Origin of the sequence: Lentisalinibacter orientalis, from assembly GCF_040706535.1 — a bacterium.
In the GTDB taxonomy this organism is placed as follows: domain Bacteria; phylum Pseudomonadota; class Gammaproteobacteria; order Steroidobacterales; family Woeseiaceae; genus Lentisalinibacter; species Lentisalinibacter orientalis.
On the sequence record NZ_JAPDRJ010000001.1, the window covers coordinates 1,362,104 to 1,389,082 of the forward strand.

At 71.0% G+C, this 26,979-nt stretch carries 26 protein-coding genes; 21 read left to right on the forward strand and 5 right to left on the reverse strand.

All coding sequences use genetic code 11. The features are described from left to right. Positions 1-25 precede the first annotated feature (25 nt). Positions 26-520 carry a DUF192 domain-containing protein gene (locus ACJMK0_RS06040; protein ID WP_405236477.1) on the reverse strand — a complete coding sequence of 165 codons (495 nt, stop codon included), beginning with the start codon at positions 518-520 and terminating at the stop codon, positions 26-28. Further along, positions 517-1,191, reverse strand: coding sequence for a hypothetical protein (locus ACJMK0_RS06045; protein WP_405236479.1), 675 nt, complete (start codon positions 1,189-1,191; stop codon positions 517-519). Before ACJMK0_RS06045 ends, ACJMK0_RS06040 begins: the two co-directional genes overlap by 4 nt. A 97-nt stretch (positions 1,192-1,288) precedes the next feature. On the opposite strand from ACJMK0_RS06045, the gene ACJMK0_RS06050 reads away from it, so the two are divergent. The 8 genes from ACJMK0_RS06050 (at position 1,289) to ACJMK0_RS06085 (ending at position 10,268) form a co-directional block, all read left to right on the forward strand. Next, on the forward strand, positions 1,289-2,257 hold the full coding sequence (locus tag ACJMK0_RS06050) for an AAA family ATPase (RefSeq protein WP_405236481.1): 969 nt from the start codon (positions 1,289-1,291) through the stop codon (positions 2,255-2,257). A 23-nt stretch (positions 2,258-2,280) separates the two neighbouring features. Beyond that, on the forward strand, positions 2,281-3,255 hold the full coding sequence (locus tag ACJMK0_RS06055; RefSeq protein WP_405236483.1) for a DUF58 domain-containing protein: 975 nt from the start codon (positions 2,281-2,283) through the stop codon (positions 3,253-3,255). 10 nt (positions 3,256-3,265) lie between these two features. After that, the gene (locus tag ACJMK0_RS06060) at positions 3,266-3,745 is read left to right on the forward strand and encodes a DUF4381 domain-containing protein (RefSeq protein ID WP_405236485.1); all 480 of its coding nucleotides are present in this window, start codon (positions 3,266-3,268) and stop codon (positions 3,743-3,745) included. Then, complete coding sequence (locus ACJMK0_RS06065) at positions 3,742-4,839, forward strand: vWA domain-containing protein (protein WP_405236487.1); 1,098 nt, start codon at positions 3,742-3,744, stop codon at positions 4,837-4,839. Before ACJMK0_RS06060 ends, ACJMK0_RS06065 begins: the two co-directional genes overlap by 4 nt. Beyond that, positions 4,829-6,706 carry a VWA domain-containing protein gene (locus ACJMK0_RS06070; protein WP_405236489.1) on the forward strand — a complete coding sequence of 626 codons (1,878 nt, stop codon included), beginning with the start codon at positions 4,829-4,831 and terminating at the stop codon, positions 6,704-6,706. Before ACJMK0_RS06065 ends, ACJMK0_RS06070 begins: the two co-directional genes overlap by 11 nt. A 32-nt stretch (positions 6,707-6,738) precedes the next feature. Beyond that, the gene (locus ACJMK0_RS06075; protein ID WP_405236491.1) at positions 6,739-8,373 is read left to right on the forward strand and encodes a BatD family protein; all 1,635 of its coding nucleotides are present in this window, start codon (positions 6,739-6,741) and stop codon (positions 8,371-8,373) included. A 79-nt stretch (positions 8,374-8,452) separates the two neighbouring features. Next, positions 8,453-9,304, forward strand: coding sequence for a methylated-DNA--[protein]-cysteine S-methyltransferase (locus tag ACJMK0_RS06080; protein ID WP_405236493.1), 852 nt, complete (start codon positions 8,453-8,455; stop codon positions 9,302-9,304). A 58-nt stretch (positions 9,305-9,362) separates the two neighbouring features. Continuing rightward, a complete protein-coding gene (locus ACJMK0_RS06085) occupies positions 9,363-10,268 on the forward strand; it encodes a DMT family transporter (protein ID WP_405236495.1) in 906 nt (301 codons plus the stop codon). 242 nt (positions 10,269-10,510) lie between these two features. On the opposite strand, the gene ACJMK0_RS06090 is transcribed toward ACJMK0_RS06085, so the two are convergent. Continuing rightward, entirely contained in the window at positions 10,511-10,930 is a 420-nt protein-coding gene (locus tag ACJMK0_RS06090) for a VOC family protein (RefSeq protein WP_405236497.1), read from the reverse strand. A 100-nt stretch (positions 10,931-11,030) separates the two neighbouring features. Here ACJMK0_RS06090 and ACJMK0_RS06095 point away from each other — a divergent pair, with 100 nt between their 5' ends. Continuing rightward, on the forward strand, positions 11,031-11,723 hold the full coding sequence (locus ACJMK0_RS06095) for an HAD family hydrolase (RefSeq protein WP_405236499.1): 693 nt from the start codon (positions 11,031-11,033) through the stop codon (positions 11,721-11,723). Positions 11,724-11,732: 9 nt separating this feature from the next. Beyond that, positions 11,733-12,638 (forward strand): hypothetical protein, encoded by a 906-nt coding sequence (locus ACJMK0_RS06100; RefSeq protein ID WP_405236501.1) that lies wholly within the window; start codon positions 11,733-11,735, stop codon positions 12,636-12,638. A gap of 417 nt (positions 12,639-13,055) precedes the next feature. Here the strand turns inward: ACJMK0_RS06100 and ACJMK0_RS06105 are convergent, their stop codons facing one another. Next, a complete protein-coding gene (locus ACJMK0_RS06105) occupies positions 13,056-14,525 on the reverse strand; it encodes an OmpA family protein (protein ID WP_405236503.1) in 1,470 nt (489 codons plus the stop codon). A 355-nt stretch (positions 14,526-14,880) separates the two neighbouring features. On the opposite strand from ACJMK0_RS06105, the gene ACJMK0_RS06110 reads away from it, so the two are divergent. Beyond that, complete coding sequence (locus tag ACJMK0_RS06110; RefSeq protein ID WP_405236505.1) at positions 14,881-15,087, forward strand: hypothetical protein; 207 nt, start codon at positions 14,881-14,883, stop codon at positions 15,085-15,087. A 104-nt stretch (positions 15,088-15,191) separates the two neighbouring features. Here the strand turns inward: ACJMK0_RS06110 and ACJMK0_RS06115 are convergent, their stop codons facing one another. Continuing rightward, complete coding sequence (locus ACJMK0_RS06115; protein WP_405236507.1) at positions 15,192-15,986, reverse strand: DUF2797 domain-containing protein; 795 nt, start codon at positions 15,984-15,986, stop codon at positions 15,192-15,194. A 139-nt stretch (positions 15,987-16,125) separates the two neighbouring features. Here ACJMK0_RS06115 and lipA point away from each other — a divergent pair, with 139 nt between their 5' ends. The 10 genes from lipA to ACJMK0_RS06165 all read left to right on the forward strand — a co-directional run bounded on the left by lipA (position 16,126) and on the right by ACJMK0_RS06165 (position 26,965). Then, on the forward strand, positions 16,126-17,184 hold the full coding sequence (gene lipA / locus ACJMK0_RS06120) for a lipoyl synthase (protein WP_405236509.1): 1,059 nt from the start codon (positions 16,126-16,128) through the stop codon (positions 17,182-17,184). A 15-nt stretch (positions 17,185-17,199) separates the two neighbouring features. After that, on the forward strand, positions 17,200-18,234 hold the full coding sequence (gene sohB / locus ACJMK0_RS06125; RefSeq protein WP_405236511.1) for a protease SohB: 1,035 nt from the start codon (positions 17,200-17,202) through the stop codon (positions 18,232-18,234). A gap of 128 nt (positions 18,235-18,362) precedes the next feature. Further along, positions 18,363-19,217: a M48 family metallopeptidase gene (locus ACJMK0_RS06130; RefSeq protein ID WP_405236512.1), complete on the forward strand. Its 855-nt coding sequence runs from the start codon at positions 18,363-18,365 to the stop codon at positions 19,215-19,217. 8 nt (positions 19,218-19,225) lie between these two features. Continuing rightward, complete coding sequence (locus ACJMK0_RS06135) at positions 19,226-20,218, forward strand: ligase-associated DNA damage response exonuclease (RefSeq protein ID WP_405236514.1); 993 nt, start codon at positions 19,226-19,228, stop codon at positions 20,216-20,218. 14 nt (positions 20,219-20,232) lie between these two features. Then, positions 20,233-21,831: an ATP-dependent DNA ligase gene (locus ACJMK0_RS06140; protein WP_405236516.1), complete on the forward strand. Its 1,599-nt coding sequence runs from the start codon at positions 20,233-20,235 to the stop codon at positions 21,829-21,831. Further along, entirely contained in the window at positions 21,828-24,308 is a 2,481-nt protein-coding gene (locus tag ACJMK0_RS06145) for a ligase-associated DNA damage response DEXH box helicase (RefSeq protein ID WP_405236518.1), read from the forward strand. The genes ACJMK0_RS06140 and ACJMK0_RS06145 overlap by 4 nt, the downstream gene beginning before the upstream one ends. Then, the gene (pdeM, locus tag ACJMK0_RS06150; RefSeq protein WP_405236520.1) at positions 24,305-24,976 is read left to right on the forward strand and encodes a ligase-associated DNA damage response endonuclease PdeM; all 672 of its coding nucleotides are present in this window, start codon (positions 24,305-24,307) and stop codon (positions 24,974-24,976) included. Before ACJMK0_RS06145 ends, pdeM begins: the two co-directional genes overlap by 4 nt. Next, positions 24,973-25,791 (forward strand): DUF429 domain-containing protein, encoded by an 819-nt coding sequence (locus ACJMK0_RS06155; RefSeq protein WP_405236522.1) that lies wholly within the window; start codon positions 24,973-24,975, stop codon positions 25,789-25,791. Before pdeM ends, ACJMK0_RS06155 begins: the two co-directional genes overlap by 4 nt. A 20-nt stretch (positions 25,792-25,811) precedes the next feature. Continuing rightward, complete coding sequence (locus ACJMK0_RS06160) at positions 25,812-26,591, forward strand: class I SAM-dependent methyltransferase (protein ID WP_405236524.1); 780 nt, start codon at positions 25,812-25,814, stop codon at positions 26,589-26,591. After that, complete coding sequence (locus ACJMK0_RS06165) at positions 26,588-26,965, forward strand: hypothetical protein (protein WP_405236526.1); 378 nt, start codon at positions 26,588-26,590, stop codon at positions 26,963-26,965. Before ACJMK0_RS06160 ends, ACJMK0_RS06165 begins: the two co-directional genes overlap by 4 nt. Positions 26,966-26,979: the final 14 nt, after the last annotated feature.

Genomic DNA, 26,979 nt, shown 5'->3' on the forward strand with positions numbered 1-26,979 from the left:
CAGTTGTCAGACGGTCGACAGGCGCTCACCGTAAACCGTTTTGGACAGCCTGACCCACATATATACGCCGGCCGCGCTCGACGCCGAGCCGGGCGGCCACGCCGGCGTTCAGTTCCAGCACCGCGCCGACCGGCCCGCGGGAGTACACGGATTCCAGCGACAGCGGTTCGGTGTTCGACGCCACGTTGGCGACCGTGCCGTCCGCCCGGATGAACACCATATCCAGCGGGATCAGGGTGTTCTTCATCCACATGGATACGCGCCGCTCGCCGGGATAGAGGAACAGCATGCCCCGGTCGTCGGCCATCCCGCTGACGTGCATGAGGCCGCGGGCCCGCTGGGCGGCATCGAGCGCCAGCCAGACCGCGATCCGGTGGCAGGCCATGCGGCCCTCGACCGTGATGACGGCGCGGCCGAAGGCGGCATCCAGCGCCGACGTGGGGTCGGCCCCCGGGTTGTCGCCGGCGGCCGGGTTGCCCGCAAGCAGCAGCGCGAGTGCGACGAGCGCGAGCCGGCTCATGGCGACAGCGGATCCTGCGAGGGCGCCCAGTCGATGCGGCCGCGGAATTCGAGTTCGTCCAGGCTGATGCTGCCCGGGCCGTTGAGGGCGGGCAGGGCGGCCGTGCAATAGACTCGGCCGGTCACGGCGCGGCTGTCCTCCGGTCCGGGCGCGGGCTCCTGCCGGGTGACGTCGGCCCAGCACTGTTCGCCGCTGTTGGAATAGAAGCGGCTGGAATGCTCGTCGATGATGGTGACGGTGGCGGCCCGGCCCGTGACGGTCTCGTCCGGGTCCAGCCCGTCGATGCCGACGATGATCACCAGGTCGGCGTCCGTGGGTGCGATGCGCCGGGCGAAGCGCAGCCTCGCCCCGGCGCCGTCCGGCCGCGGCATGCCCTCGCACTCCAGGGCGCCGCCCCGCCAGTCCAGCGGCGCGTCGATGGCGCCGTACAGCCGGCCGGCGAGGTAGCCGCCGCCGTCTTCCAGGCAGGGTCTGGCCGCGGTATCGGCAGGGACCTCGGCGGCTGTCTCGGCAGGAGCGTCTTGCCCCTCACCGGCGCAGGCGGAGGCGCCCAGCAGCAGGCAGAGCACCGGCAGCAGCGAATTTTTGCCGCCGGCCGCGGTCCACAGAAGTCCGCCGGGGCGCGGGGCGGCCCGGCCATGGCGACAGCTTTCTGATAAAGGGAATAACATGCAGCGAGAGTCCCTGTCCGGTGCGCAGGCCGGTGGGTGTTTGGCGCGCGACGCCGCCAATCCTACAATGTCGCGCCCCTTCGGTGCGGAGGAAACCGTGGATCTGTACGAGAAATTCCAGGCCCTGGAGAACCATGTCAGCGGCCTGATCATCGGCCAGCAGCATCTGGTCAACCGGATGCTGATCGCTCTGCTCTGTGATGGCCACCTGCTGGTGGAGGGTGCGCCCGGCCTGGCCAAGACCCGGGCCATCAAGGTGCTGTCCCAGTCCATCGAGGGCGATTTTCATCGGCTGCAGTTCACGCCGGACCTGCTGCCCGCCGATCTCACCGGCACCGAGATCTACCGGCCCCAGGACGGCACCTTCCAGTTCCGCGCCGGGCCCCTGTTCCACAACCTCATCCTCGCCGACGAGATCAACCGGGCGCCGGCCAAGGTGCAGTCCGCCCTGCTGGAGGCGATGGAGGAACGCCAGATCACGGTCGGCAGCAAGACCTATCCGCTGCCGCAGCTGTTCATGGTGATGGCGACCCAGAACCCGATCGAGCAGGAGGGCACCTATCCCCTGCCCGAGGCCCAGCTCGACCGCTTCCTGATGCACGCGGTAGTGGACTACCCGAGCGCCGAGGACGAGCGCCGCATCCTGGTGCTGAACCGGGAGGAGGCGAAGGCGAGGGCGTCGGATCCCTTCAGCCCGCCGGCCGAGCTGCCCGAAGCCGACGTGATGGCGGCCCGGGGCGAGATCCTGCGACTGCACCTGGCCGACGAGCTGGAGCGCTACATCGTGGACATCGTGCTGGCCACCCGGGACCCGGAGCGGATCGACCGCGAACTGGCGGGCGCCGTCCAGTTCGGCGCGAGTCCGCGGGCGAGCATCGCCATCGACCGCACCGCCCGCGCCCACGCCTGGCTGCGCGGCCGCGACTACGTGGGGCCGGACGACATCCAGGCGGTGACGCCGGACGTGCTGCGCCACCGGGTGCTCCTCAGTTACGAAGCCGAGGCCGACGGGTTGACGCCGGATGCCTTCATCGACGGGCTGATCGCCGGCGTCGGCGTGCCCTGAGCGGAGGGAGAGACGTCAGCGGTATGGGGCAGGCATCCCAGGCAAGGACATCCCGGGCAAAGGCATCCCGGACGGCGGCCGCCGAATCCCCGGTGCGGGTCACCCAGGCGGAGCTGATCCGCCTCGCCGCGCAGGCCCGTCTGCTGAGCCTGGATGCGATGCGCGCCCGCGCGCGGCGCGGCGGCCAGTACCTCTCCCACTTCAAGGGCCGCGGCATGGAGTTCGCCGAGGCCCGGCCGTACCAGGACGGCGACGACCCGCGCAACATCGACTGGCGGGTGACGGCGCGTACCGGCAAGCCGTTCACCAAGCTGTTCCGCGAGGAGCGGGAGCGGCCGGTGCTCCTGTGGCTGGATCTGCGCGCCGCGATGCACTTCGCGACCCGGGGGCGGTTCAAGTCGGTGCTGGCCGCCCGGGCCGCCGCGCTGCTCGCCTGGGTGGCGGCGGGGCACGGCGACCGCGTGGGCGGATTCCTGTTCGCCGAAGGCTTCCATCGCGAGCTTCGGCCCCGGCTCGGCCGCCGGGCCGTGCTGCGCTTCCTGCACGAGACGGCCGCGGCCCCGGTCTGGGAGCGGGATGACTTCGATCTGTCACAGAGCGCCGCCGCCGTGGAGTCCGCCATGGGCGGCCTGCGCCAGGTGGCCAAGACCGGCAGCCTGGTGGTGCTGTTCAGCGACTTCCGGGACTTCGGCGAGTCCGCCCGGCGCTGCCTGGCGGACATCGGCCGGCACAACGACGTGATCGTGTTCCTCCTGCACGACCCGCTGGAGGAGGCGCTGCCGCCGCCGGGGCGCTACCGGGTGCGCGACGGCCGCGGCGAGGCCACGCTCGAGACCGACAGCCGACGGCTGCGGGAACGCTACGCCGACGAGTTCCGCCGCCGGCGCGACGAGATGACCACGCTGTTCGAGCGCTACCGCATGCGCTGGGTGGACGCCTCCACCGGGGACGACCCGATGGAGCTGCTGTCCCGGGTGCTCGGCCAGCGGCCGCGCTGAGGAGGCGACGATGTCCCCCGCCGAACTGCCGCTGAGAGACATCCACCTGCCCGAACCGGTGGGCTGGTGGCCGCCTGCGCCGGGCTGGTGGGCGCTGCTGGCGCTTGCGCTGGCCGGCGCGGCCGCGTGGGCGTGGCTGGCCTGGCGGCGCCGCACCCGGGTGCGGCGGGCGGCGCTGGCCGAGCTGCGGCGTATCGAGCGGGACTACGCGGCGGATGGCGACGTGGCGCGCCTCGCCCGGGATCTCTCCACGCTGATGCGCCGCGCCGCGATCACGGCCGACGAACGCCGCCGGGTCGCCGGCCTGACCGGGGAGGAATGGCTGGCCTGGCTCGACGGCGGCCTGTCCGGGCGGCCGTTCAGCGAGGGCCCCGGCCGCTGCCTCGCCGATGCACCGTACTGTCCGGATCCCGAGGAACGGGTGGTCGATGCCATGGCGCTGCTCGGACTCTGCCGGGCGCGCCTCAGACACCTGGAGCCCGGGGAGTGACCTGGCTCGGCGACATCCCGGCCTGGCTCACCGAGGTCCGCTTCGCCTGGCCCTGGCTGTTCCTGCTGCTGCCGCTGCCGCTGCTCGTCCGCTGGCTGCTGCCGCCCGCGCCGGGTGCCGACAGTGCGGCTCTGCGGGTACCTTCCACGGCACTGTTCCCCCGCGCGGAAGCCACCGAGCGCGGCTTCGCGCTGCGCCCGCGGCTGCTGGTGGCGGCACTGGCATGGGCGCTGCTGGTGGTCGCGGCGGCCCGCCCGCAGGTGACGGGCGATGCGCTGGAGGCGCCGGTGACCGGCCGTAACCTGATGCTGGCCGTGGATCTCTCCGGCAGCATGGAGGCCCGCGACTTCACGCTGGGCGGCCGCACGGTGAACCGGCTCTCGGCCACGAAGGCCGTGGCCGGCGAGTTCATCGACCGGCGCGAGGGCGACCGCCTCGGCCTGATCCTGTTCGGCGAGCGCGCCTACCTGCAGGCGCCGCTGACCTTCGACCGGGAGACGGTGAAGACGCTGCTGTTCGAGGCGGTGATTGGCCTTGCCGGCGAGAAGACGGCCATCGGCGATGCCATCACGCTGGCGGTGAAGCGCGTCCACGACGAGAGCGAGGGCGGCGTCGCCGAGGGCGAGCAGGTGCTGGTGCTGCTGACCGACGGCGCCAATACGGCCGGCGCCATCAGCCCGCTGAAGGCCGCGGAGCTGGCCGGCCAGGTGGGGCTGAAGATCTACACCATCGGCATCGGCGCCGAGACCATGGAGATACCGTCGCTGCTCGGCAACCGCATGCGCCAGGTGAACCCGTCGCTGGATCTCGACGAGGAGACGCTGACGCGGATTGCCGAGACCACGGGCGGGCGCTATTTCCGCGCCACGGACACCGCCTCGCTGCAGGAGATCTACCGCATCCTGGACGAACTGGAGCCGGCGGCGACGGACGAGGGCGGCATGCGGCCGGTGGTGGACATTTTTTACTGGCCGCTCGGCGGCGCGTTCGCGCTGATGCTGGGCGGCCTCGCGCTGCGGGCCCTGTCGGGCGCGTTCGCCGCGTCCCGGCCGGCATTGCCATCGCCGCAGGAGGGTCTGCCCGGTGCCGGCTGAGTTCCACTTCCTGCGCCCGCTGTGGCTGCTGGCCATCCCGGCGGTGCTGGCGCTGGCCTGGTGGCTCGCGAGCCGGCGCCTCGACGCCGGCAGCTGGCGCGCCGTGATCGACGAGCGCATGCGCCCCTACGTGCTCGACGACCGGGGCGCCGCCGCCCGCGGTCGCGGACCGTACTGGCTGGTGGCGGCGCTCGGCGTGCTCGCATCGGTGGCGCTCGCCGGCCCGGCCTGGGAGCGGCAGAAGCAGGAGCTGTACCGGGGCGGCGACTCGCTGGTGGTGGCGCTGGACCTGTCCCGCTCCATGGATGCGGCGGACGTGGCGCCCAGCCGGCTGGCCCGGGCGCGGCTGAAACTCCTCGATCTGCTGGAGCGCCGGCAGGAGGGACAGACCGCACTCATCGTCTACTCGGCCCACGCCTTCACGGTGACGCCCCTGACCGACGACGTGGACACCATCGCCGCGCTGGTCGGCAGCCTGAGCACCGACATCATGCCGAGCCGTGGCAGCCTGCCGGAGCGGGCGCTCGCGAAGGCGCGGGAATTGCTGGAGCAGGCGGGCGCGAGCCGCGGCCACGTGCTGCTGATCGGCGACGGCGCCGCCGGTGAGCCGGTGCGCGCGGCCGGGGCGCTGCGCGACGCCGGCTATCGGGTGTCCGTACTGGGCGTGGGCACGGCCGAGGGCGGGCCGCTGCCGAAACCGGACGGCGGCTTCGTCACGGACCCCTCGGGCCGCATGGTGCTGCCGGCCCTGGAAGAGAGTCTGCTGCAGGAGATCGCGATCGCCGGTGGCGGCATCTACCGCCGGCTGAGCGTGGACGACGGCGACCTCGAGGCCGTGCTCGCGGCGATGGGCCCGGGCGCCCCCGGCACCCGCGCCGGCAATGGCGGCAATGGACGGGAGTTCTTCACGGAACTCTGGCACGACCGGGGTCCCTGGCTGGTACTGGCGCTGCTGCCGCTGGCCGCGCTGGCGTTCCGCCGCGGCTGGCTGCTCGTACTCGTCGTGCTGGCGATGCCGCTGCCGCGGCCGGCCGAGGCGGCGGACTGGCAGGACCTGTGGCTCACGCCCGACCAGCAGGCCGCGCGCGCACTGGAGGAGGGCCGGGCCGACGAGGCGGCCGAACTGTTCGAGGATCCCGCGTGGCAAGCGGCCGCCCGCTATCGGGCCGGGGATTATGCGGCCAGCGCCGAGGCCTTCGCCGGACTGGACAGCGTGGACGCCGCCTACAACCGGGGCAATGCGCTCGCGCGGCAGGGCGAGTTCGAGGCCGCGATGGAGGCCTACGAGCAGGCACTGGCCGCCGAGCCGGACCACGAGGATGCCCGCCATAACCTGGATCTGCTGCGCCAGCTCCAGCAGCAACAGCAACAGCAGCCCGGCGGCGAGGGCGAGTCCGGCGACGGCCAGGATGGCCAGCAGAGCCAGGACGGGCAGCAGCAGTCCGCGCAGAATCAGGAGCAGGCGGGCGAGGACGGCGAGTCCGGCGGCGCGCAGCAGGACGGCGAGCCGGCCGGCGAACAGGGCGCGGACGGCAGCAGCCAGGCCGAGGCCGAGGGCGAGTCCAGCCCGTCGGACGCGGAAGAGCAACGGGCCATCGAAGAGCTGCGGGAAGAGATGCGCCGTGCCGCCGAAGCCGCCGAGGCGGGAGACGACGGCGAACAGAACTCGCGCCGCATGGCGGCCGCTTCCGGTGACGAGCGCAGCCGGCAGGAGCAGATGCAGGCGATGGAGCAGTGGCTGCGCCGGGTGCCGAACGACCCGGGCGGTCTGCTGCGGCGGAAGTTCCGCGATCAGTACCAGCGCGAGGGCCGCGACCAGGACGGCAACCCGTTGTGGACGGAACAGGAAGAGGTGCAGCCGTGGTGAGCCGGTCCCGGATCGTTGCCGCAAACTCCGCAATGGCCGCGCTCGTGGGGGCCGTCGCGCTGCTGCTGCCGGTGCTGGCGCTCGCCTCGGTGACGGCCACCGTGGATCGCGGCGATGTCCGCATCAACGAGTCGTTCACGCTGAAGGTGGAGATCGGCGGCGACCTGTCCGGCGAGCCGGATCTCACCGTGCTCGAGGAGGACTTCGACGTCCTGAGCGAGAACCGCACGTCGAGCACGACCATCGTCAACGGCCAGGTCAGCCGTTCCCGCACGTGGACGGTCTCGCTCATGGCAAAACGCACCGGCGAGCTGACGGTGCCCGCGTTCACGGTCGACGGCGAGTCCAGCGAGCCGATCACCATCACCGTCGAGGAACTGGAGGAAGTGCCGCCGGGAGAGGCGGACATTTTCCTGGTTGCCGAGGTGGATTCCCGGGAGACGTGGGTGCAGGCCCAGGTCATCTACTCGGTAAAGATCTTCGTCGGCGTGTCGTCACGCCAGCCGCGCCTGGTGCAGCCGTCCTTCGACGGCGTGGAGGTGCTGGTGCAGCCCTTCGACGACGACCGCCGCTACGATTCGGTGATCGGCGGCCGCACTTACACGGTGCTGGAGCGCCGCTATGCGCTGTTCCCGCAGGCGAGCGGCACGCTGGAGATCGGTCCGGCCCGCTTCGAGGCCCGCCTGCTCGATCAGGGCATGCGCACAGTGCGCAAGGTGTTCACATCGGAAGCCGTGACCGTGGACGTGCAGCCGATCCCGCCGCCGCCGGCGTCGCACCCGGACGCGGCCTGGCTGCCCGCCATCGAGGTCGATCTCGACGACGAATGGGAGCCGTCCAGGGGCCCGGTGACCGCCGGCGAGCCGGTGGCACGGCGCATCGAGTTGCGCGCGACCGGACTGCTGGCGAATCAGCTGCCGGCGCTGGACCTGCCGGTGCCGGACGGGGTGCGCAGCTACTCCGATCAGCCGGAACTGGAGACGCTGGGTGTGGACGACGGCGTGCTCGGCGTTCGCCGGGAGAGCTTCGCCCTGGTGGCGTCCGAGGCCGGCTCGGTGGAGTTCGAGGCGCTCGAGGTGCCCTGGTGGGACGTGCGGGCGGGCGAGTGGAAGATCGCCACGCTGCCGCCCCGTGTGCTGGAAGTGCTGCCGGGGGCCGCTGCGGAGCCGCCTGCGCCGCCGCCCGAGATGCCCGCGGCCATGCAGCCGCGGACGCCGGCCGCTGCCGGGGAAGGATTCTGGTACCGGATGAGCCTGATCCTCGCGGGCGGCTGGGTGCTGACGCTGATCGGCTGGTGGTACTCCCATCGCACCCGGCGCGTGCGACGGGTGCCGCGGGAGGCGCCGAGATTCCGGCAGGAGGCGCGGCGTCTGAAAGCGGTGAAAGAGGCGTGCAATCGCGGCGATTCCGGCGCGGCCATCGGCGCGCTGCTGGCCTGGGGGGCGGTGCGCTGGCCCGATTCGCCGCCGCGCTCGCTGGGCGAACTCGCGGAACGCCTGCCGTCGGAGGCGGCGGAAGAAATCGAGTTTCTCAACCGTTCGCGCTACGGCGGCTCCGCCAGCACCTGGGACGGTCGGGCCCTCGGCCGGCAGTTGGAGGCGATGACCCGCGGCGGCCGCCGGCGCGGCGCCAGCGAGGCGGACGAAGTCCTCGATCATCTCGCCTGAATCGACCGGTCCCGGGAATGCCGGGACCGGCGCAAGAACCGGGTGGTGCCGTCTGTCGCCCGCCACTATCCTCACTGCCATGGCGACACCTCTCAGACAGTCCGATTACGCGCGCGTGGAGCGGGCCATCGCCTTCATGGATGCTCATTACCGGGACCGCCCGACGCTCGCGCAGATTGCGGCGGTGGCCGGCGTCAGCCCGGCCCACTTCAGCCGCCTGTTCCGCCGCTGGTCCGGGCTCTCGCCGCTGCGCTATCTGCGCCGCCTGTCGCTGGTGAGCGCCGAGGCGGACCTTCTGGCCGACGCCAGCGTGGAGGAGGCCGCCTGGGGAGCGGGCCTGTCCGGGCCGGGGCGGCTGCACGATCTGTTCGTCAGCATCGAGGCCGTGTCCCCCGGCGAGTTCAAGAGCGGTGGCGCCGGCGTGGCGCTGCGGGCGGGCAGTGGCGATACGCCTTTCGGCCGCGCCTTCCTGGCGCGCAGCCCGCGGGGCATCGTCGAGCTCGGCTTCGCCGGCGAACGGCCCGAGGCGGCGCTGCTGGCGGAACTCGCCGAGGCCTGGCCCGGCGCTCGCATTACCCGCGACCCGGAGGCCGGCGCCTTACTCGACGGGATCTTCCGCGGCGGGGCGGGCGAACACGTCCTGCACGTCCGCGGCACCAACTTCCAGCACCAGGTCTGGCGGGCATTGCTCGCCGTGCCGCCGGGCGAGACGACCGACTATGCGGAACTCGCGGCCCGCGCCGGCCGGCCGGGGGCATCCCGCGCCGTCGGCAACGCGGTCGGCGCCAACCCGGTGGCCTGGCTCATCCCCTGCCACCGGGTGCTGCGGCGCAACGGCGCACTGGGCGGCTATCGCTGGGGCCCGGACCGCAAGCGCGCGATGCTGGCGTGGGAGCGCTGCCGGCCGTCATCGGAGCCCGCCGCGGTCTGACTGCCGCCCGGCCGGGTGTTATGCTGCGCGGCCTCTTTGCGCCGCGCCCGTTCCGTCCATGACCCTGCCGCACATCGTGCTCGTCCTCGCCGTCAATCTCGTCTTCGGCTTCAACCTGGTGGCGGCCAAATTCGTCATGGAGCAGCTGCCGCCGCTCGCGTTCGCCTCGCTGCGTTTCCTGCTGCTGTTCCTGGTGCTGTTCCCCGTACTGAAGATCATCCGCGGGCGCATGCTGCTGATCACGGGCGTGGCGCTCAGCATGGGCGCACTGCACTTCACGCTGATCTACCAGGGGCTGGCGCTGGCGGACGACGTCTCCACGGTGGCCATCGCTCTGCAGCTCGCCGTACCGTTCTCCACCGTGCTGTCCATCATCTTCCTCGGCGAGCAGGTGCGCTGGAAACGCTGGACCGGCATTGCGCTGTCGTTCGCCGGCGTGATGATCATCGGCTTCGACCCCCGGGTGCTCGGCTACCTGCCCGCGCTCGCCTTCGTGATCGCCGGTGCCCTGATGGCGGCCAGCGGCATGCTGCTGATGAAGAAGCTGGAGGGCGTCAGTGTGTTCGAGCTGCAGGGCTGGCTTGCGGTCATCTCCTGGCCGCTGCTGGCGGCGGCCTCCCTCGGCCTGGAGGACAACCAGGCGGCGGCCATCGCCGGCGTGGACACGATGGGCTGGGCGGCGGTGGGCTTCTCCGCCATCGGCGCCAGTCTGTTCGGCCATGGCGCCACCTACTACCTGGTGCAGCGCTACGACGTCTCGCTGATCTCGCCGCTGATGCTCATGTCGACCCTGTTCGGCGTGATGTTCGGCGTAATGCTGCTGGACGACCAGCTCACGCTCCGGATCGTCCTCGGCGGCGTGCTGACGCTGGGCGGCGTGCTGCTGATCACGTTGCGCTCGCCGACCCAGCCGGCGTCGGCGGCGCTGGACCAGCCGAGCGTCTCCGGCTCGAAGCACCGGTAGGAGGGCCTTCAGGCCCGATCCCTTCGATTGTGGCCGCCCTGCGGGGGTATCCATCTTGCTCCCGACAAAAGGTCGCGGCGATGGATACCCCCGCATGACGGCCGCCTCGCGGTGGCGTAAAGGAGCTGCCAGTCAGCAACGTCCGCTGACTGGTGCCGTGCCTCTCGGCTACGGGCCCGCCAAGAGAAGGACCTATCGGCAAAGCAGAGCCGGGTCGGGCCTGAAGGCCCTCCTACATGGGGTTACCAGTGGCCCGTGTTGCCCATCGACGTCCAGGGTTCCTCCGGTGGCAGCGCGTCGCCCTTCTGCAGCAGTTCGATGGAGATATTGTCGGGCGAGCGCACGAAGGCCATGCGGCCGTCGCGGGGCGGGCGGTTGATGGTGACGCCGGCGTCCATGAGCTGCCGGCAGGTGTCGTAGATGTTCTCCACCTGGTAGGCGACGTGGCCGAAGTTGCGGCCCTCGCCGTATTCCTCCGGGTCCCAGTTGAACGTGAGTTCGAGGGGGCAGTCCTCGTTCCCGGGCGGTGCGACGAACACCAGCGTGAAGCGGCCCTGTTCGCTGTCGTGGCGGCGGATCTCGCGCATGCCGAGCTTGTTGCAGTAGAAGTCCAGCGATTCGTCGAGATCGCTGACGCGTACCATGGTGTGCAGGTATTTCATCGTCACCCCGGCGGTCACTTGTGAAACGGTGAGCTGAACACCCATTATAGCGGCCCACGCGGGGAGACCCGCCGCGAATGATCGACCGGACCCGGAATTCATGCTGAACAGTATCCGCGCACTCACCATCGATCTCGACGACACCCTCTGGGACGTGGCCCCGGTGATCCGCCGCGCCGAGGAGAAGCTCGGCGAGTGGCTGGCCACCCGTTATCCGCGCATCCCCGAGCGATATACGCCGCAAGACATGCTGGCACTGCGCAAGGAGATCGTGGCAGCCAACCCGGAGCAGGCCCATGACTTTCGTTTTCTGCGCCGCGCGGTCATGCGCGAGATGGCGCTGGCGGTGGGTTATGCCGAGACGCTGGCGGACGAGGCCTTCGAGATCTTCGACCGCCACCGCAATGAGGTGGAGTTCTTCGAGGACGTGCTGCCGGCGCTGGAGCTTCTGCATCCCCGCTATCGGCTTGTGGCGGTCACCAACGGCAATGCGGACCTGCATCGCATCGGCGTGGGCCATCTCTTCCACGGCATCGTGACCGCAGTGTCGGCGGGGGCGCCGAAACCTCATCCGCAGATCTTCGCGCAGGCCATGCAGCACGCGCGCAGCGAGCCGGCCGAGGTGCTGCACGTGGGCGATCACCCGGACCACGATATCGAGGGCGCGCGCCGGGCCGGCATGCTGACGGTCTGGGTGAACCGCCGGGGCGAGCCGTGGCCGGACGAGCTGGCACCGCCCCACGCGGAGGTGCCGGACTTCGACGCCCTGCTGGACCTGCTGGGGACCGACTGAGCGCGGGCCGTGGCACGCCCCGTCATCATCTTCGTCCCCGGCATGAAGCCTAAGCCGGAGCCAGAGCGCCATCGTCAGCAGATCTGGCGCACTCTGATCGAGGGCGTCCGCCGGGCGGACGCGGACGTCGCCGCTGCCATGTCCGGTTGCGGTGACTGCCTGACGCTGGCGGACTGGACCTGGGTTTTCTACAACACCCACGCCGACATCGAGCCGGATCTCGCCGCCATCGAGGAATTACTGGCCAAGCCCGGACCCACCGACGAGGACGCCGCCGAGGCGCGCTCCTGGGGCAAGCGGCTGAAGCGTTTCGCCTACATCCTGGGGGATGTGCTGCCGTTTCTGATCCCCCACCTGGCGGACGAGCGCATGCAGGTCACGCTGCAGGACGTGCGCCGGTACCTCCACGACGTCAGAGAGATCGGCCGGCGCGTGCGGCGCCGGCTGGAGATTCGTCTGGACGCCGCCTGGCGGGAGGGCCGCCCGGTGCTGCTCATCGGCCATTCCCTCGGCTCCGTGATCGCCTGGGACTCCCTGTGGGAACTCTCCCGCGTCGATGCGCATCCCGGCCGGGTCGATCTCTTCCTCACCCTCGGCAGCCCGCTCGGCCAACGCTTCGTGCAGCGCCGGCTGAAGGGCCGGGACGCCGACGGGACGGAGCGCTACCCGGACAACATCCGCCGCTGGGTCAACATCGCCGCCATCGGCGAGCTCACGGCGCTGGACCGCTCGTTCCGTCGCGATTACCGGGAGATGCTGGCCGCGGGGTTGATCGAGGACATCGAAGACTACGAGGTGCTGAACTTCTTCCGCAAGGACGGCGAGCTGAACGTGCACAGCGAGTACGGCTACCTGGTCAACCGCACCACCGGCGGCGTGATCGCGGACTGGTGGCGCTCCGCCACGGCCACGTAGGAGGGCCTTCAGGCCCGATTCCTTTCTTTTGGTGTAGGCCCGCCATCGGGTGGGCAAGGGTCGCGGGGACGCTCACTGTGGGAGGGGCTTCAGCCCCGATCTTCGCCGGAGGTGGCCGAGCGCTGATCGGGGCTGAAGCCCCTCCCACATGCCCATCGAGGCTTGCAGCGCGTTCCGGACGACCCCGCAACCCTGGTCCACCCGCTGACGGGCCGGTGGCCGAAAGGGTTGGCACCAGTCAGCAGGCGCTGCTGACTGGCGCTTCCTTCACGCCACCACGAGCACGGCCGTCGTGCGGGGGTATCCATCGCCGCGACCTTTTGTCGGGAGCAAGATGGATACCCCCGCACGACGGCCAGGAAAGAAGGGAATCGGGCCTGAAGGCCCTCCCACAGCCGGTCGGGCCTGAAGGCCCTCCTACATGTCGTCGAGTTCGGGGCTGATGACGATGTCGATGCGGCGGTTGCGGGCGCGGCCGTCCGCGGTCTCGTTGCTCGCGATCGGGCGGGTCTCGCCGTAGCCGGTGGCGCTCAGCCGGTAGCTCGGCACGCGCAGCGCGTTGATCATGTACTGCATCACGGCTTCGGCCCGCGCCTGGGACAGGCGCACGTTGCTCTCGTCGCCGCCGTAGCTGTCGGTGTGGCCCTCGACGGTCAGCTGGCTGCGCGGGAAGACGTTGATGGCGGCTTCCACCTTCTCCATCAGCGGGTAGTGCTCGGCCTCCAGCGAGGCGCTGCCGCTCGGGAAGCTCAGGCCGACCAGGCGCAGCGTCACGTCGTTGCCCTCGCGGAAGACCTGGGCCTCGTCGCGCTCGAACATCTTCTCCACCTGCGCGAACTGCTCCCGGATGCGGTTCTGGGCCTGCAGGCGCTCCATCAGCTCGCGCCGCTCCTCGGTGGCGCCGCCGAGCCGCTCGTCCAGGATGCGGAGCTCCTCTTCCATCTCCGCCACCCGCGAGACGCTGTCGGCGAGATCCTGTTCCAGCGACTGATTGCGGGAGCGGAGATTCTCGACGTAGGCGACCAGTTCGGCCGTGAGTTCCTCGTTGCCGTCGACCAGGTCGGGCACGATGTCGGCGGCGCCGGCCACCGCGGTGAGGGCGCGCTCCCAGGAGAGGATGAGTTCCTCCACGGTCATGTCGTCGTCGCGGACGTCGCGGACCACGTCGGCCAGCCGGATGGCGTGCCGGGCCTCGTAGTTGGCCTGGCGGGCGAGGCTGCGGGGCAGGTCGGTGTCGTAGCGGTTCTCGTTCAGCTCCTTCTCGGCCTGTTGCAGCAGGCGCCTGGAGCGCGCCAGCGTGATCGGCGCGTAGCGCTCGACCCGGGCGCGGTCTGCTTCCTCCAGCAGCCGCCGGGTCTCGCTCAGGTAACGGCTCTTGATGGCGGAGAGTTCGGCGTCCCGGTAGAGGCTCTCGGCCTCCTCGGCCCGTTCCCGGGCGTCCCGCAGGTCGCCGCTTTCCAGTTCCCGTATTGCATCGGCGAACTTCCTTTCGGCATCCTCCCAGATTGGGGCGGAGCGCGCGGGGGCCTCGGCCTCGCGGGCGTCCTTGCGGGTCTCGATCACGGTCGCCAGCGTGATGCGGGCGAGTTCCGCCGCCTCGGCGGCCTTGCCGAAGGCTTCTTCGGCCTCGGCCAGCTTGCCACGGATGTAGTCGACGTTACGCCCCCGCTCCAGGCCCTCCTCCGCTGTCTCGTAGGCCTTGAGACCCCGGTCCCAGTTTCGCGGCGACAGCACGGAAGCCTGGGCCTGCTCCGCGGCTTCGCGGGCGGCGTCGGCGTCCTCGAACAGGGTGGCTCTCAGTTCCTGGGCGCCGGCGGTCGCCGCCATGGCTACCAGGGCCAGCAGACACAGGAGGGGGGAGGCAAGGCGTGTCATGGAATGGGGCATTGGTTCTTCCTCGGGACCCCGGCCGGCTGCCGGCCGCGTCTGTCGATAACGAATATCCCGATAGTGTTACGTCGGGTGGGGGGCGTTGCAACCAATTCGCTCGCGGCTGCATCCAGTAATACAAGAGCAAGACGAATTGGCGCGAATCGGCGCAGCCAGTGGGGAGCGGAATCATGAATCGACTGCAGGAGCGAAGCAGGGCGATAGCGGAGCGGGAGCAACGGCGCGGGCGCTGTGTGCCGGGACCCATCATGCGGCCCTTGGATATGAAGAAGGGTATGAAGAAGGGGACGAAGGGCGATTCTGTGCAGCGGCTCACAGAAACGCCGCGGCCCGGCTGCCTATCCTCGGGCACATGGGAAGACACTGTGCCCAGTACTACGCGGAGTTCGTCCTGAGAGAGGGCGGCAGCCGGGAGGCCGACGAATACAGCGGTATCGTCGAGCTGTGCCGGCCGGCCGGCGCCGACGTGGAGCCCGAGGACATCGAGGCCCTGCTGGCGCACAACTTCGAACTCGACGCCGACTGCGTCCAGCTGCTGCGCTGGGCCAGGGTGCACTGAATAGCGGTAGGACGCGGCGCGGCCGCGAACGTTTCTCTCCAGGCTTTCGAGCCTCCCGTTGATACGCCCGGCTTGCCCGGGCGTTTTTTTGCCCACCGCCCGGTTCAGGCCTCGAATACCACCTCGTAGCCGGCGTATTTGCGTACGTTCAGTACGCCGCTGTCGAGGATGAGGTACTGCCCCTTGACCCCTAGCAGGGTGCCGGTGACCGCAGGCGTCTTGTCCAGATTCAGTGCGCGAACCTTGTCCGGGTACTCGCTGACCGGGTACTCGATCACCACTTCCTCCGCATCCGCCACCCGCTCGATGGTGCCGGCGCCGAACTCGGCGGCGATGGCATCGAGCTCCTGCCCCGCGAGCTCCAGCAACTCGTCCCGGCTGTCCGCGAGCGCGCGCGGCTCCGGGTCGCCCTTCAACATGCGCCGCCAGTCCGTCTTGTCGGAGACGTGGCGGCCGATGGCCACCTCGGCCAGGCCGGCGATGCGCCGGCTCGCCACGCGCAGGACGGGCAGCGCCTGGCGGGCGCCCTGGTCGATCCAGCGTGTGGGCACCTGGGAGGCGCGGGTGATGCCCACCTTCAGCCCGGAGGAGTTGGCCAGGTAGACGACGTGGGAGCGCATGCAGTTGGTCTCGCCCCAGTCCGGCTCGCGGCAGGTGCCTTCGTGGAAGTGGCAGCGCTCCGGGCGCACGATGCAGATGTCGCAGCGGGCGAGCCCCCGGGCACAGGGGAAGCAGTAGCCCTGATTGAAGCTCTTCGAGGTCTTGCGCCCGCAGGCCACACAGTGGATGGCGCCGGTGTGGGTGAGAGCGATCTCCCGGCCGAGGTAGGCGTTCAGGGGCTCCTCGCTGTCGTCCAGCGGCAGCCGGTAGCTCACGGGCGCACTGTGCTCGGCACGCATTTTTCTAAGGTGACCTTGCAATGGCATGACGCGGCTCCGGGGAGGCGTGTGACGACACAAGTGCGACAGAGTTTGATGCCGCGGTGCGGCATGCGACAATAGCCGGTCAGCTTCCGGATGGCCAGAAGGTCAGGGACCCATGACAGACAAGACCGAAGGTTTCCGCGGCATTCCCATCGTCCAGGGTAACGCCCGCGGCGGCGCCCGCAGCGGCGAGAAGTACCGGACGGACGCCGGCTTCACCGCGATCAAGAACGGTATCAAGACCGGCCGTGACGAGCAGCCGGTGACCCGCGGCGGCAAGCCGCGCTGGCTGCGGGCGAAGATGCCTGCCGGCCGGAAATACTCCGCCGTGAAGCAGACCGTGCGCGACAACCGGCTCAGCACCGTCTGCGAGGAATCGATGTGCCCGAATATCGGCGAGTGCTGGAACGCCGGCACCGCCACCATCATGGTGATGGGCTCGGTGTGCACGCGTGCGTGCCGCTTCTGCGCCGTGGATACGGGCAACCCCCGGGGCTGGCTTGATCCCGAGGAGCCGGCCAACACCGCCCGCGCGGTCGAGCTCATGAATCTCAATTACGTGGTCCTCACCTCCGTGGACCGGGACGACCTGCCCGACGGGGGCGCCTCCCACTACGCGGCGTGCGTGCGCGAGATCAAGGCACTCCGGCCGCAGACGGCGGTGGAGGCCCTCACGCCTGACTTCGACGGCGACACCGCGGCGGTGGAGCTGCTGGTGGATTCGGGTCTGGAAGTCTTCGCCCAGAACGTGGAGACCGTGCGCCGGCTCACCCATCCCGTGCGCGACCCCCGCGCCGGCTACGACAAGACCCTGTCCGTGCTCGCGCACGCCAAGCGCTACCGGCCCGACGTGCTCACGAAGACCAGCCTGATGCTGGGCCTCGGCGAGACCGACGAGGAGATCTTCGAGACGATGGACGACCTGCGCGCCATCGACGTGGACATCCTGACACTCGGCCAGTACCTGCAGCCGACCCGCAATCACCTGCCGGTGGAGCGTTTCGTCTCGCCGGAGGAATTCGCGCGCTACCGGGAAGCCGGTCTGGCGAGAGGATTCCTGGAGGTCGTGGCCGGGCCGCTGGTGCGATCGAGTTACCGGGCAGAGCGTGTGCTCGAGCAGAACAACGTGGGCATAGCTACCGAGGCGAGCGAGGCGGCCTCGGCCGCCTCCTGACGCGGGGACTCCCGGATGGAAGACTTCTTCGCCAACTACGGCCTGTTTCTGGCCAAGACAATCACCTTCGTCGCCGCCGTGCTGGTGATCATCGCCGCCGGCGCCGCAGCGTCGCGCAAGGTCTCGGGTGGCGAAGGCCTGAAAGTCGAGAACCTGAACGAGCGCTACCGCAAGCTGGCAGGCACGCTCAAGCGCAGCGTGGTCAACCGCAAGGCCGCCAAGGCGCTGGCCAAGGCCGAGAAGGCGGCGGCCAAGAAGGCCGCAAAGAGCGCCGCGAAGAGCGACGAGTCCCGGCCCCGCACCTTCGTGGTCGACTTCAAGGGAGACATCAAGGCGACGGGCGTCGCCGCCCTGCGCGAGGAGGTGAGCGCGGTGCTCGCCGTGGCCGGTGAAGGCGACGAGGTGCTGCTGCGGCTGGAGAATGCCGGCGGCATGGTTCACGAGCACGGCCTGGCGGCCTCCCAGCTGGTGCGTCTGCGCGAGGCCGGCGTGAAGCTCACCGTGGCCGTGGACCGGGTGGCCGCCAGCGGCGGTTACCTCATGGCCTGCATCGCCGACCGCATCGTGGCGGCGCCGTTCGCCATCCTGGGTTCCATCGGCGTGCTGGCGCAGCTGCCCAATTTCAACCGCATGCTGGACAACCACGGTGTGGAGTTCGAGCAGATCGCCGCCGGCAAGTACAAGCGCACGGTCACGATGTTCGGCAAGAACACGGAAGAGGACCGGGACAAGCTGCGCCAGGAACTCGAGGAGGTGCACACGCTCTTCCAGGACGCCGTCGGCCGCTATCGGCCGGACCTGGACATGGAGAAGGTGGCCACCGGTGAGCACTGGTACGGCACCCAGGCCATCGCGCTGTCGCTGGCCGACGAGCTCGCCACCAGCGACGAGCTGCTGGTGAAGGCCGTCGAGGACCGGGACGTGTACAAGGTCACCTACGAGATCAAGCAGCCGCTGCCGAAGAAGGTGCTGCACTCCATGGATGCCCTCGCGGAGCGGGCTGCCGACATCCTGTGGCGGCGCCTGCAGGAGAGCCGTTACCTGCGCTGAGCGCCCGGCGGCGGGCTGGTTTAGAATCCGGCGGGAAGCTCTCCGGAGCCTTCCCCCGGGGCGCCGCGGCCGGAACTCGGCCGGGCGCGGCCAGTCTGAATGAACACCGAGACCCGACGAGCATTGCCATGAAGCAGACCCGTTCGCTCCAATTGTTTCGATTGACCGCGGCCGGCGTGATCGCCGCGAGCCTGGTCCTGGCAACCGCCTGCGCCACGTCACCGACGGGGCGCAGTCAGCTGATCCTGAAGTCCGACGAAGAGCTCCAGGCCCAGGGAGAAGCGGCCTTCACCCAGCTGAGGGCGGAGATGCCGCTGTCGACGGACCGGGCCACCATCGACTTCGTCGCCTGCGTCGCCAATGCCATCGTCGGCCAGCTCGAGGGCGAGATGGCCGCGCTGAACTGGGAGCTGGCGGTGGTCGAGCGGCCGGAGGTGAACGCCTTCGTGCTGCCCGGCGGCAAGATCACGGTGTTCACCGGCCTGCTCGGCGTCACGGAGAACGACGACCAGCTCGCCGCGGTCATGGGCCACGAGGTCGCCCACGTGACCGCCCGCCACCCCAACGAGCGCGCCTCGCGGGCGACGGCCACCGGCTACACGGTGGGCTTTCTGAGTGCCATCGTCGGCGGCACGGCCATGGCCAACCGGAGCGCCTCCACCGCGATCCAGATGGCCGCCCAGCTCGGCATCACGCTGCCGTTCACGCGCACCCAGGAGCGAGAGGCGGACATCGTCGGCATCGAGTACATGGCCCGCGCCGGCTTCGACCCCCGCGAGAGCGTGGAGCTGTGGAAGAACATGCGCGCGAAGAACAAGGGCGAGCCGCCCGAGTTCCTCTCCACCCACCCCTCCAGCGAGGACCGCATCGACAAGCTGGTCGCGCACTACCCGGTGGCGCTGAAGCTGTATAACGAGGCGCTTGCCGCCGGCAAGACTCCCGATTGCGGCGCGCCGCCGGCCATCGAGAAGCCGGAGTCCTGACCCGGGGCGTGCTGGTCCGCGCGACCGACACCGGCCTCGCCTGCGCGGCCGGCGGCTTCCACATCGACCCCTGGCGTCCGGCGGAGACGGCGCTCGTCACCCATGCCCACGCTGACCATGCCCGGCCGGGCTCGCAGGTCTACTACGCGGCGGCGCCCGGCGTCGGCCTGCTGAGGAAACGCCTCGGCGCGGACGCCGACATCCGCCCGGTCGGCTGGGGCGAGCGCCTCGCATTCGGCGACACCACCGTCTCCTTCCATCCCGCCGGCCACGTGCTCGGGTCCGCGCAGATCCGCATCGAGGGCGAGGAGGGCGTCTGGGTGGTCTCCGGCGACTACAAGCGGGACGCCGACCCCACCTGCGCGCCGTTCGAGGTCGTGCCCTGCGACACCTTCATCACCGAGGCCACGTTCGCGCTGCCGATCTACCGCTGGAAGCCGGGTCGCGAGACCGCCGCCGAGATCCACGACTGGTGGCAGGGCAACGCGGGCTCCGGACGGCCGTCGGTGCTGTTCTGTTACGCGCTCGGCAAGGCCCAGCGGGTGCTGGCCGAGCTTGCGGCATTCACCGACGAGCGGGTATTCGTGCACGGCGCCGTGGACGCGCTGGTGGCCGTCTATCGGGAGGCCGGCGTCGCCATGCTGCCGACGGAGAAGGTGGACCTCCGCCGCAAGGGGGACTACGCCGGCGAGCTGATCATCGCCCCGCCCGGCGCGGCGGGCAGCACCTGGATGCGCCGTTTCCGCCAGGCCAGCACCGGCTTCTGTTCGGGCTGGATGCGCATCCGCGGCCAGCGCCGCCGGCGGGGCTACGACCGGGGCTTCGTGCTCTCCGACCACGCGGACTGGCCGTCGCTGCTCCGGACCATCGAGGAGACCGGCGCCTCCCGCGTGCTGGCCACCCACGGCCACACGGATGCGCTGGTGCGCCTGCTGCGGGAGCGGGGTGTCGACGCGGCCGCGCTGGAGACTCTGTACGAGGGCAGCGGCGATGACCAGTAGTGGGCGGCACCGGCATGCATGACTTCAGCCGCCTCTACCAGGAGCTGGACCAGACCACCTCCACCAACCTCAAGGTGGCGGCGATGGTGCGCTATTTCTCCGACGCGCCGCCGGCGGACGCCGCCTGGGCCGTCTACTTCCTGTCCGGCCGCCGGATGAAGCGGCTGGTGGGGCCGGCCCGCCTGCGCCAGTGGCTGTACGAGAGCGTGGACCTGCCGGACTGGCTGGTGGACGACACCTACGCATCGGTGGGCGACCTGGCGGAGACCATCGCGCTGCTGACCGACGCGGGCCGCGCGGCACCCGCCGACGATCGTTCGCTGGCGAACTGGCTGGAGACGGAGATTCTGCCCCTGCGCGGGCTGGACGCCGACGAGCAGGGCGAGCGGGTGAAGCGCTGGTGGGCCACCCTGGACTACGAGCAGTGCTACCTCCTGAACAAGCTCCTGACCGGCGCATTCCGGGTGGGGGTCTCCCGCACGCTCGCGGCGCGCGCGCTGGCCGAGGCCGCCGGCCTGCCGCGGCCGGTGATCCTGCATCGCCTGATGGGGCAATGGGAGCCGGACGCGGGATTCTTCGAGCGGCTGATGTCGCCGGACGACGGCGAGGCGGATGTCTCCCGGCCCTATCCCTTCTGCCTGGCCGCGCCGCTGGACGACAACCGTCCCACGGACCTGCCGGGCACGCCGGCGGACTGGCAGGTGGAGTGGAAGTGGGACGGCATCCGCGCCCAGCTCGTGCGCCGCGCCGGCCGCGGCTTTCTCTGGTCCCGGGGCGAGGATCTGATCACCGACCGTTTCCCCGAGGTACGAGATGCGGCGCAAGTGCTCCCCGACGGCACGGTGCTGGACGGCGAAATCCTGGCCTGGGACGCCGAGACCGGCGTGATGGACTTCGCGGCGCTGCAGCGGCGCATCGGCCGCAAGCGCGTCGGCGCGAAGCTGCTGGCGGAGGTGCCCGTGGTCTTCCTCGCCTACGACCTGCTGGAGCAGGGCGGCGATGACCTCCGGCATCGGCCGCTGGCCGAGCGCCGTGCGGCACTGGCGGACGTCGTGCCGGCCGCACACGAGACACTCAGGCTCTCGCCGGTCGTGGATGCCAGCGACTGGGCGGACTATGCCGCGCTGCGCGGCGAGTCCCGGGCGCGCCGGGTGGAGGGGATGATGCTGAAGGCGCTGGACTCGCCCTACGGCACCGGCCGCCAGCGGGGTCTGTGGTGGAAGTGGAAGGTGGCGCCCCACACCGTCGACGCCGTCATGATCTATGCACAGCCCGGACACGGGCGGCGGGCCAACCTGTACACCGACTATACTTTCGCGGTCTGGCGGGACGGCGACCTGGTGCCCATCGCCAAGGCCTACTCCGGCCTGGACAACGCCGAGATCCGGGAGCTGGACCGCTGGATCCGGCGCAACACGGTGGAGCGCTTCGGGCCCGTTCGTTCCGTCCGGCCGGAGCAGGTGTTCGAGATCGCCTTCGAGGGCATCAATGCCTCGCGCCGCCACAAGTCCGGCGTGGCACTCAGATTCCCCCGCATCGCCCGCTGGCGCCGGGACCTGAGCGTGGATGACGCCGACGACATCGAGAGCCTGAGGGCGCTGGTGCCCTCGTGAGCGAGAATTTGACGGCAAGTGTGACAGGCGATTTCGATGCGCGGCTGCAGGCGTGGTTCGACGAGCGCGGCTGGCGCCTGTTCGACTTCCAGCGCGAGGCATGCGACGCCTACCTCGCCGGCGAGTCCGGGCTGATTCATTCGCCGACCGGCAGCGGCAAGTCGCTGGCGGCCTGGCTCGGCCCGCTGGCGGAGGCTGCGGCGGCGGGCGGCGCGGACGGCGCTCCGCGTGTGCTCTGGATCACGCCGCTGCGCGCGCTGGCGGTCGATACCCGGCAGAACCTGGCAGAGGCGGCGGCCGCCCTCGGCAGCGACTGGCGGGTGGAGGTGCGCAGCGGCGATACATCCCAGTCCGTGCGGGCAAGGCAGCGCAGACGGCCGCCCGAGGCCCTGGTCACGACACCCGAGAGTCTGTCGGTGCTGCTGAGCTACGCCGACGGCGCCAGCTGGTTCCGGCGACTCGCCTGCGTGGTGGTGGACGAGTGGCACGAGCTGCTCGGCACGAAGAGGGGCGTGCAGCTGGAGCTCTGCCTAGCACGGCTGCGCGGCATCGCGCCCGGGCTCAGGACCTGGGGGCTGTCCGCGACGCTGGCGAACCTCGCCGAGGCCCGGGACGTGCTGCTCGGCCCGGGCGCGGAGGGCCGTCTCGTGCGCGGACAGGCGCCGAAGACCGTGCGCATCCGCTCGGTGCTGCCCGAGACGCTCGAGCGCTTCCCCTGGGCCGGCCACCTGGGCATACGGCTGCTGCCGGCGGTGGTCGAGGCCATCGAGTCGAAGGGCTCCACGCTGCTGTTCACCAACACCCGCTCCCAGGCGGAGCTGTGGTTCCAGGGGCTGGTGGATGCGCGGCCGGACTGGGTGGGGCGCATCGCGCTCCATCACGGCTCCATCGACCGCAAGCTGCGGCAGCGCATCGAGGACGGCCTGAGGGCGGGCGAGCTGCGCTGCGTCGTGTGCACCTCGTCGCTCGACCTGGGCGTGGACTTCAGCCCGGTGGACCAGGTGATGCAGGTGGGCAGCCCGAAGGGCGTCGCCCGGCTGCTGCAGCGTGCCGGGCGCAGCGGCCATCAGCCGGGCGCCGTCTCGGAAGTGCTGTGCGTGCCCACCCACGCCTTCGAACTGGTGGAGATCGCGGCCGCGCGCCGGGCGGCGGAGCAGGGGCGCATCGAGGCACGCCGGCCGCTGGTCCGCTCGCTGGACGTGCTGGCGCAGCACCTGGTCACCGTCGCGCTCGGCGGCGGCTTCGAGGCGGAGGCCATGCGCGCGGAGGTGGGCCGTAGCCACGCCTTCGCCGGCATCTCGGATACCGAATGGGGCTGGGTGATGGACTTCGTCACCCGCGGCGGCCAGGCGCTGCAGGGTTATCCGCAGTACCGGCGCGTGGAGGCCGTGGACGGACGCTACCGGGTGACGGACCGGGGCATCGGCCAGCGCCACCGCATGGGAATCGGCACCATCGCCAGCGACACCGCGATGAACATCCGCTGGCTGACGGGAGGCTCGCTCGGCACCATCGAGGAGTCCTTCGTCTCCCGGCTGGAACGGGGCGATCGATTCCTGTTCGCCGGCCGTCTGGTCGAGCTCGCTCAGGTGCGCGACATGACCGCCTACGTGCGGCGGGCGAAAAAGGGCAAGCGCACCGTGCCCCGCTGGCAGGGCGGGCGCATGCCGCTGTCCACCGAGCTGGCGGACAGCGTGCTGGAGGTGCTGGCGGCGGCCGGATCCGGCGCGGACGATCCGGCGGAGGTCACCGCGGTTGCCGGCCTGCTGGACCTGCAGCGGCGCTGGTCCCGGCTGCCGGTGCCCGGCGAGTTGCTGGTGGAGGTCACCCGCAGCCGCGAGGGCGTCAGTCTGTTCTGTTATCCCTTCGCCGGCCGGCTGGTGCACGAGGGGCTCGCGACCCTGATCGCGTGGCGGCTGTCCCGCGAGACGCCCGCCACCTTCACGCTCTCGGCCAATGACTACGGCCTGGAGCTGCTCTGCAGCGAGGAGCCGGCCATCGACGAGGAGCGCCTCGCCGGGCTGTTCGCGCCCGGCGACCTGGAGGCCGATCTGCTCGCCTGCATGAATACCAGCGAGATCGCCAGGCGCCGGTTCCGTGACATCGCCCGCATCGCCGGCCTGGTATTCCAGGGTTATCCCGGCCGCGGCAAGTCGACCCGCCAGATCCAGGCCTCCAGCGGACTCATCTTCGACGTGCTGGAACGCTACGACAGCGACAACCTGCTGCTGGACCAGGCCCGCCGGGAGGTGCTGGAGAACCAGCTCGAGGCCCGGCGCATGCGCGAGACGCTGACGTCGATCGGGCGGAAGGACATCGTCATCGAGCGGCCGGACCGGCTGACGCCGCTGGCCTTCCCGCTGTGGGCGGAGCGCCTGCAAAGCCAGATCCTCTCCAACGAGACCTGGCGCGACCGGGTCGAGCGCATGGCCGCCAGCCTCGAGCGCGCCGCCGAGCGGCGGCGGAAGAGCGCATGAGCGCGGTGGCACCCGAGGCGTCCGCCGGCGCCGTGCCGATCGACTGCGCCGGCGAGCGGTTGCTGCTGCACCACGACCGGGCCGTGTACTGGCCGCGGCGCCGCATGCTGCTGGTAGCGGATGTGCATCTCGGCAAGGAATGGACGTTCGGCCGGGCGGGTCTGGCCGTGCCCGGCGGCGTGACCGAATCGGACCTGCAGCGCCTGGCCCGGCTGGTGGCGCAGTTCGGCGCCGGGGAACTCGTCGTGCTGGGCGACTTTACCCATGCGCCGCCCGGCGAGACGGATCGTTGGCTGGACGCGATCTCCGCCTGGCTCGACGGCGTGGAGGCGGCCGTCAGCATCGTCGCCGGCAACCACGACCGGCCCGCGACGCGGCAGAGACTCGATGCGCGGATCCGCTGGTTCGCCGAGCCCCGGCCGGAACCGCCCTTCGTGCTGCAGCACGAGCCGGAGCCCGACGGTCGCGGTTACGGCCTCGGCGGCCACCTGCATCCGGCGGTGCGCCTGCGTACCGGCGCCGACCGGCTGCGCCTGCCCGTGTTCTGGTTCCGGGACGAGCACGCCGTGCTGCCGGCCTTCGGCACCTTCACCGGCGGACAGAACATCCGGCCGGCGCCGGGTGACCGGGTGTTCGCGGTGGGCCCCGACGCCGTGGTGGCGCTGTGACCGCCGGCGACGACACCATGGTCCCGACCATTGGTGAGCAGACCATAGGGGAGCAGACCATAGGGGAGCAGACCATTGAGGTTCAGACCATTGTCGGCATCGACTGCGCCACCGACCCGCGCAAGACCGGCGTGGTGGGGATCACCCGGGACGCGCAGCGCTACCGGGTGACTCACGCCGCCCTCGGCGACGGCCCCGGTTCCGTCGCCCGCCTGGCCACAGCGGCTGCAGGCGACGGGCCGGCGCTGTTCTGCCTGGACGCGCCACTCGGCTGGCCGGCCGCGCTCGGTGAGACGATCGCACCCCACCGGGCCGGAGCCGCGCTGAGGCAGACCGAGCCGAATCGCCTCTTTCGCCGCGCCACCGACGAGTTCGTGCGCCGCCGGCTCGGCAAGCAGCCGCTGGAGGTGGGCGCAGACCGCATCGCCCGCACCGCTGTCGCGGCCCTGGGCGTGCTCGGCGCGCTGCGCGAACTGCGCGCCGAGCCCATCCCGCTCGCCTGGTCGTCGGCACTCGCCGCCAGCGCGGCCATCGAGGTCTATCCCGCCGCCGTGCTGCTCGCCCGCGGTCTGCCCGCCCGGCGCTACAAGCCGGCGGCCGCCCGCGAGCTGCGGACGGTCATCCTCGACGGTCTCGCCACGGAACTCGACCCGGGCGAGCATCGCGGTCTGATGCTGGATGCAGCCGACGTGCTCGACGCCGCACTGGCGGCGCTGGCCGGGGCCGACTTCCTCGCCGGCCACTGCCCGCCGCCGTCCGACCGTGCGCTGGCCGCGCGGGAAGGCTGGATCTGGATACGGGACTTCTCGGCCTGAGTTTCGGCCCGAGCTTCGGCATGAGCTTCCGCGATCATTTCTCCGGCGTCTCCGGCGACTACTCCCGCTACCGGCCCCGCTATCCGGAGGCGCTGTTCGACTGGCTGGCGGCCGCGGCCCCCGGCCGCGGCATGGCGTGGGATTGCGCCACCGGCAGCGGGCAGGCGGCGGCGGGCCTGGCGGCGCGTTTCCGCCGGGTGGAGGCGACCGACGCGAGCGAGGCCCAGATCCGCCGGGCGCCGGCCCTGCCGGGCGTGCGCTTCCGGGTGGCGCCGGCGGAGGACTCCGGACTGCCGGAGGCCTCGGCCGACCTGATCACGGTGGCCCAGGCACTGCACTGGTTCGACCGGGACCGGTTCTTCGCCGAGGCGGGCCGGGTGCTCGCGGACGACGGACTGCTGGCGGCGTGGTGCTACGAACTCTGCACCGTCGATCCCGCCGTCGACGCGCTGGTGCTCGAGTTCTACCGCGGGCCGCTCGGCCCCTGGTGGCCGCCCGAGCGCCGGCATATCGAGGCGGGTTATGGCACCATCGGGATGCCGTGGCTGGAGATCGAGACGCCGGATTTCCACATGGAGGCGGAATGGCAGGCCGGGCAGATGCTCGGTTATCTCTCCACCTGGTCGGCGCTGACGCGCTGCCGGGAGGCGACCGGCAGCGATCCGCTGGCCGAGGTCGCCGGGCGCCTGGAGGCGCTCTGGGGGCCGGGACCGCGCCGGGTGCGCTGGCCGCTCGCCCTGCGGGCCTGCCGGCGTCCGCCCCGCGGCAACCCTGACACCGACACAGCCATGCCGTCATGAATCGATCCTATTCGTTCCCCCTGCTGTTCGACCGCCGCCTGTCTTCGGACATCCAGCGCATCGCCGCGGTCCTCGAGGAAGGGCCGCCGGAGGGGCTGTCGGTGCTGCGCATCGCCCGCGGGGCAGCCGTCGACATGGGCCGCACCCAGCGCATCCTGGAAGGCTGGCGGGAGTACTTCACGCCGGTGCCCCGGCAGGGTGGACAGCGCTGGCGCCTCAACCCGGCCGGGCCCGGCGGCGCCGATGCGGAGTCGATACGGCGGGACGTGCGCCGCCGGCGCTCCGTCTGGCGGACCGCGCTGAACCTGGGCGCGCTCGCGCTGATGGTGCTCGCGTTCCTGGCCACGCTGTACTACCTCGGACTGGCGGTCTGAGGCGGCCACTGCCG